This window comes from Nocardioides sp. NPDC023903 (assembly GCF_040639295.1).
Lineage (GTDB): Bacteria > Actinomycetota > Actinomycetes > Propionibacteriales > Nocardioidaceae > Nocardioides.
Map to the genome: position 1 here is coordinate 92,759 of NZ_JBEZZS010000021.1, position 6,627 is coordinate 99,385.

4 protein-coding genes are annotated in these 6,627 nt (G+C 69.3%); all 4 read right to left on the bottom strand.

Translation table 11 applies throughout. The features are described from left to right. Positions 1-13: 13 nt before the first annotated feature. A complete protein-coding gene (locus AB0F44_RS20505) occupies positions 14-2,293 on the bottom strand; it encodes a serine/threonine-protein kinase (RefSeq protein WP_357358509.1) in 2,280 nt (759 codons plus the stop codon). A gap of 114 nt (positions 2,294-2,407) precedes the next feature. Continuing rightward, positions 2,408-3,586, bottom strand: a complete 1,179-nt coding sequence (locus tag AB0F44_RS20510) for a hypothetical protein (RefSeq protein ID WP_357358511.1) — start codon at positions 3,584-3,586, stop codon at positions 2,408-2,410. 333 nt (positions 3,587-3,919) lie between these two features. Further along, positions 3,920-6,193: an MMPL family transporter gene (locus tag AB0F44_RS20515; protein WP_357358512.1), complete on the bottom strand. Its 2,274-nt coding sequence runs from the start codon at positions 6,191-6,193 to the stop codon at positions 3,920-3,922. Between the two features lie 92 nt (positions 6,194-6,285). Then, positions 6,286-6,627, bottom strand: a 342-nt coding sequence (locus AB0F44_RS20520; RefSeq protein ID WP_357358514.1) for an LLM class flavin-dependent oxidoreductase, incomplete at its 5' end; no start/stop codon positions are given.

A 6,627-nucleotide genomic window follows, 5' to 3' on the forward strand; every position in this document is an offset into this window, starting at 1 on the left:
CCCAGTTGTCGAACTAGTTGTCGATCTGGGCGCTTGCTCCGGGGGCCGTGGCGACGAACTTGGCGGTCCAGTCCTTCGGGCCCGACCAGTCGACGATGGCTCCCTTGCCCTCACCGTCGGGGCCGCCGGGCCAGACGCACTTCGCGTTCTTCGCGTCCGAGCACTTGCCGCCGTTGAGCGTGAGCTTCACGTTGAACTGCTTGCCGGGCTGGAACCCCTCGAAGGTGAGCCGCCAGGTGTTGCACTCGACCTTCTGCTTCGTATAGATCGGGTCGGTGCACTTGTCCTGCTTGATCCACTCGAGCTTCTTCGCCTGAGCCTTGCCGCACGCCTCGGCGTCGGTGGCCTTCTCGGTGCCCCAGGCGAAGGTGACGGTGGTCTTGACCGCGATGCAGCCCTCGACGCCGCCCTCGGTCACGGGGAGCTCGTAGGAGGAGCCCTTGAGCTCCTCGAAGCTGCTGCTGCCCTTCTTGGCGATGCCGATCACCGACTGCCCGCCGGGAGCGGTGGGCTCCTGCACATCGAAGTCGACCTGCATGTAGGCGGGCTTGGGGGTCACCTTGGCGCCGAGGGCGTCGGCCTTGACGTAGCACGCATCGAGGGCCTCGACGGCCTTCTCCTTGGCCGGGCCGGCGGCACCGGGGTCGCCGTCCTTGAGGAGGTCGTCGACCGCGATCAGGCCGGCCATGGAGGTCTTGTCGACCTCCTTCTCCATGCAGCGGGTGTCGCCGACCTTCCAGTTGTCGCCGATCTCGGTCGCCCAGGACTCGGTGCAGTCGAGCAGGCCCCGGCTGAAGTTCATCGCGTCGTCCGCGGGCCACTCGCCGGTGTAGGTCCAGTCGTCGCCGGCGTCCACGACTCCGTGGGAGCGCAGCTCGGCGGCGGGAACCTTCCCGACCAGGGTCTCGGCCGCGCAGGTCATCTGGTCCTCGGTGGCCCAGCCCGGCTTGGGTACGCCGCTGGCGATCGCCTCCGCCGCCTTGCCGTCGTCGCCGTGGAGACCGAAGATGCCGAAGCCCTGGGTGAAGATGCCGACGCCGACGAGCAGAACCGCGGCGACCCCGCCGCCGACGATGGTGTAGAGCTTCTTCTTGTCGCCGCCGTCGCCCTGGCCGGCGCTGGAGTGGTGGGACGGCAGCCACTCGGGCTGGCCGCCGCCGGTGCCGCCGGTGCCGCCGGTCGAGGACGCAGCGGCCGCGGCAGCAGCGGCCTGAGGCAGGCCCTTGCCGCTGTGCACGACCGTGGAGTCGGTCTCGTTGGCGAGCGGGGCGGGAGTCGGGGTGCCTTCGCCCGGGCGCTTGACGATCGTCGGCTGGGCCTCTGCCTCGGGGGCGTTGGCGCCGGCCCCGGAGTTGCCGTCCGCGGTGGTGTCCCAGGTGACCCCCGGACGGGAGCCGAGATCAGCGGCGCCCGCCCCGGCGACAGCGCCGATGACGCCGCCACCGAGACCGGACTCCTCGAGCCGGTCGGCGGCCTTGTCGAGGGCCTTGGAGAGCTCGGCCGCGGTGCGGAAGCGGTTCTCCGGCTTCTTCGCCAGCGCCCGCTGGATGATCGGGTTGATCAGGTCGGCGCCGGGCGTCGAGGCGGGCAGCCTCGGCACGGGGCTGTTGATGTGGGCGCTCATCAGCTCGAAGTCGGTGCCGACGTAGGGGGCCTTGCCGGTCAGGCAGGCCCACAGCAGGCAGCCGGCGGCGTAGATGTCGCCCGAGGCGGTCGCCTGCTCACCCATGTGACGCTCGGGCGACATGTAGGGCAGCGAGCCCACCACCGAGCCGGCCCGGGTCACATTGGAGTCGCCCTCGGTCGCGATGCCGAAGTCGGTGAGGTAGGGGACGAGCTCGCCTTCCTGGCGCTCCCACAGGAGCACATTGGACGGCTTCACGTCGCGGTGGACCACGCCGGCGCGGTGGGCGTCGAAGAGCGCGTCGCTGACGTCACCGACCAAGCGCAGGGCCTGGACGGTCTCCAGCGGGCCCTTGGTCTTCAGCCAGCCGTGCAGGTCGCCATCCGGGACGTACTCGGTGACGAGGTAGACGGTGCCCTCGACCTCGCCGTATTCGATGATCTGAACGATGTTGCGCGAGCGCAGCTTGGCCAGGATGTTGGCTTCCCGCTCGAAGCGGGTGATGAAGTCCTTGTCGACCGTGAGCGAGGGCAGCACGAGCTTGAGTGCCACCTTGCGTCGCAGTGCCGGGTCCTTCGCCTGGTAGACGACACCCATGCCACCTTGACCCAGGACCCGCTCGATCACGTAGCGACCGAACTGCTCGCCTTCCTGGGGGAACGCAACCATCTTTAGAACCTCGCCCTGATTTTTTTACCCGATTCCAGACCTCTGCCGAAACCCTAGCGTCCCCTTAACGATCGTCGTGCGGCAACGCCACGGGCGAGACCAATTGTTAAGACACTAGTTAGGAAGTACGGCCTTGAGACCGTCGACCTCGGCGGTGAACCGGTCCTTCCAGCCCTTCGGTGCGGTCCAGTTGGTCCACGTGCCACTCGGCTTGGTGACGAAGGCCGTGTCCGAGCACGATCCGGAGGCCGACCGGCAGTCTCCGCCGTTGAGCTTCAGCTTGATCGTGACGCTGGAGAGGAGCTCGTAGCCCTCGTAGTGGAGCGTCCAGGAACTGCACGGGGCGTACTTCGGCTGGGCGCACGACTTGTCCTTGGTCCACCACAGCCGGCGGTCCTTCGCCTTACCGCAGGCCTCGCTCTCGCTGGTCTTGGTGGTGCCCCAGGGGTAGCTGATCGAGGCCTGGAAGGTCGCGCAGCCCTCCTGGCCGCCTTCACGGACGGGGATGTTGATCTTGCCGCCGTTCACCGGCGCCCATTCGGAGGAGTCGGCGGACTTCGCCTGCACGACCACCTCGCTGCCCTCGACGGTCGGCGACGTGACCGCGAAGTCGACGCCGAGCACGGCGGGAGTCGCCGTCGCGGCCGGCGCAGTGAGCTCGTCGCTCACGTAGCATTCGTCCAGCGCCGCGACCGCCTTCTCGGCCTGCTTCGTGACGCCGGCGTCCTCGACCTCCATGACCTGCGTGGTGATCAGGCCGGCCATCGCGGTCTCGTCGACGTCGCCGAGGCAGTCGGTGTCGGTCAGCGCCCACTCCTTGCCGATCGTCTTGCTCCAGTCACCGGAGCAGGAGAGCAGACCCTCGGAGTACGTCGTCGCCTGCTGTCCCCGCCACGCGCCGGTGTAGGTCACCGACTCGCCGGAGATCTGGATCAGCCCGGCCTTGCGCAGGGCATCGCTGCGCTCGTCCTTGACCAGCTGCTCGGCGGCACACTTGGCATCCCCGGCCGAGGCCCAGGTCGGCTTCGGCGCGTCCGCGGCGATCGCCACCACCGCCTTCTTGTCCTCGGCGCTCAGCGGGCCGAACCCGAGACGCCCGGTGAAGAACGCCCACGCCCCGGTGCCGAGCAGCGCGACGAGCACCACGGCGCCGGCGGCACCCAGCCCGATCAGCAGCCCCTTGTTGCTCTTCTTCGGCTGTTGGTGGTGCGGCGGCAGCCCATAGCCCGAGGCGTACGCAACCGGCGGCTGCCCCGGAGGCGGCCCGTAGCCGCTGGGCGGGGCCGCGGGCATCGCCGTCGTGGGCGGCGGCGGAGGTGGTGCCGTCGGCGGCTGGGCAGGCGGGGGAAACGACGGAGGGGGCGACGACGGCGGAGCCGACGACGGGGGAGGCGGAGGCGGCGGAGTGGGGCTCGAGCCGGGGATCCGGGTCGCGTCCGGGTCGATGGGGTTCGCCGGCTCAGGCGCCGGAGGCGGCGTCGGCCGCGGCGTACCGGGTCTCGTCTTGTCCTGGTCGTCTGGCCCCATGTCGCACGCCCCGCATGTCAGTGAAGTGGAGCGACCGGGCCGAGCGACCCGAGTCGTAGGCACATCGTAAAGACACTTCGCGGAATTCGCAGCAGGCCCTCAGTACCGACCAGGATCGCGCGGCCGCGGCTGCTGCGGATGGCCCCGAAGATCCGGTCGGCCCCGCAGGTCTCGAGGGGGTCGCGGGCCGCGCATGGGCGGGGGCTGGGGCGAGGGCATCGGCCTCCGACCGGCCGCCGGATGAGGCGAACGAATTTTCGTTCGCCCGCGGGCCAGCCCGCTCGGCCACCAGATGACGTCGCCCAGGTCGAGGTTGATGGCGGTGACCAGGATGGAGCGGACGACGAGAGTGTCGAGGAGTACGCCGAGGGCGATCGCCAGGCCGATCTCGATGAAGCTCACGTGCGGCAGCGTGGTGAGCACCGCGAAAGTCGCGGCCAGGACGATGCCGGCGCTGGTGATGACGCCGCCGGTCGCCGAGAGGGCGACCAGCGAGGCACGCCGGGTGTCGCCGTGCTCGACGACCTCCTCGCGGACCCGGTGCATGAGAAAGATGTTGTAGTCGATGCCCAGCGCGACCAGGAACACGAAGACGAACAGCGGGAACTCGCGGCCCTGCCCGGCGAACCCCATCGCGTCGAAGATGACCGCCGAGAGGCCGAGCGCGGCGCCGAAGCTGAGCACGACCGTGGCCATCAGCAGCAGCGGGGAGAGGACCGAGCGGAGCAGGATCATCAAGATGATCAGCACCAACCCGAGCACCAGCGGCATCACGACCTTGGTGTCCCGGTCGGTCGCCGAGGCCATGTCGAGCTGGATCGCGGCGGTGCCGGTGGCGAGTGCGTCCGCGCCGTCGACGGTGTGGACGACGCTGCGTACGTCCTCGACGGTGTCGAACGACGCCTTCGACATGGGGTCGGTGGCCAGCGGGACCGCGGTCAGCGCGACCTCGTGGGTGCCGTCGGTGACCGGGGTGACGCCGTCGTAGCCCGCCTTCGTCAGCGCCTCGACGACGTCCTTCTCGGTGCCCTGGGCCGAGACGACCTGGATCGGGTTGGAGGGGTCGCCGAGATCGTGCTCCTCGAGCACCCGGTCGCCGATCAGCGACGGGAAGTCCTTGGTGTAGGTCTCCGAGCTGTCCAGCGTGGTGATGTTGAGCATCGAGAGCCCGCCGCAGCAGGCAAGCAGCACCGCGGCGGTCCCGATCCAGACCGCCCGGGGCCGCTTCCGGATCCAGCCGCCGAGCCGTGTCCAGATTCCGCCGCTCTTCTCACCGGAGGTGCCGTACGCCGGCTTGACCGGCCAGAACACCCAGCGGCCGGTGATCACCAGCAGGGCCGGGAGCAGGGTCAGCATCACGACCAGACCGGCGACGATGCCGATCGCGCAGACCGGGCCGAGGCTGGCCGTCGACCCCATCGTCGCGACCATCAGGCCGAGCATGCCGACGGTCACGGTGCCGGCCGAGGCGATGATCGCGGGTGCCGATCCGCGCAGCGCCGCCGCCATCGCCTTGTGCCGGTCCTCGTGACGCCCCAGTTCCTCGCGATATCGGGCGATGAGCAGCAGCGCGTAGTCGGTGCCGGCGCCGAAGACGAGTACGTCGAGGATCGCCCGGTTCATCTGGTTGAGGGTCAGTCCGGCGTACATCGCGCAGAGATAGACGACGCCCATCGAGACGACCAGCGCGACCAGCACCGAGACGAGCGGGAGGAACCACAGCACCGGGCTGCGGTAGGTGATCAGCAGGATCACGATGACCACGCCGGCGGCGGCGTAGAGCAGCGCACCGCCGATGCCGGCGCCGGCCTCCATCTGGTCGGCCGTGGAACCGCCCGCGCCGCCGATGTAGACGTCGACGCCGTCGATCTTCGTCATCTCGACCAGGTCGTCGCGCAGATCGAGCAGCGCGGTCGGGTCCTCGTCGGCGTAGTTGACCACGAGCGAGACCGTGGCGACCTCACCGTCGGGGGAGACCAGACCGTGCTTCTGGCCCTTCTTCTCCCCGGTCGGGTAGGCGATCGCCGGCATCACCGGCTGATCGGGCTTGCTCTCCTGGGTGACCACGCCGTCCAACGACGCGATCTCCGGGATCTGCAGCACGATCGCGGTGTAGTCGGACTTCGTCAGACCACCGTCGCGGTGATAGACGATCGTCGTGGTCAGGTCGTCGGGGTCCTGCACCTTGGCGAGCTCGTCGATCGCCTGGGTCGACTCCGCGTTGGCCGGAAGCCAGTCGGAGTTGTCGTGGGACTCGACATCGCCCAGCTTGCCGGTCAGCGGACCCATCAGGACCAGCATCACCAGCCAGAAGCCGAGCACGACCCACTTGGTGACGGGCCCGGTGATGGCGCTGACGATCCGCTCAGACATACGTCCATGCAACCAATGCCCGTGGGGGCAGCGTCACATCGGGACGGCCGGGACCGCCGTGGGTGTAAGGGAGTTCACAGCCGCCCAGGGGTCTAGGCCAGCCACTCCTTGACCTGGGCGATCGACGCGAGACCGTCGGTGCCGAAGGCGGGCGTCACCTGGAGACTGGTCACGCCGGCCTCCTTGAACGCCGCGATCCGCTCCTTCACGAACGACTCCGGCCCGACCAGGTTGCCGGCCTCGAGCCAGGCCTCGGGGACCTCGGCCTCGGCGTCGCGCTTGTGGCCGTCGAGGTAGAGATCCTGGATCTTCTTGGCCGCGTCACCGAAGCCGTACTTCACGGCCATGTCGTTGTAGAAGTTCTTGCCGCGGGCGCCCATGCCGCCGACGTACAGCGCCAGCAGTCCGCGCATCGTGTCGCGGTGGCGCTTGGC

What these genes read in the sequence shown, in the direction of transcription:
- AB0F44_RS20505 (WP_357358509.1), bottom strand. Translation starts at nt 2,293, where the DNA reads ATGGTTGCGTTCCCCCAGGAAGGCGAGCAGTTCGGTCGCTACGTGATC.
- AB0F44_RS20510 (WP_357358511.1), bottom strand. Translation starts at nt 3,586, where the DNA reads ATGCCCGCGGCCCCGCCCAGCGGCTACGGGCCGCCTCCGGGGCAGCCG.
- AB0F44_RS20515 (WP_357358512.1), bottom strand. Translation starts at nt 6,193, where the DNA reads ATGTCTGAGCGGATCGTCAGCGCCATCACCGGGCCCGTCACCAAGTGG.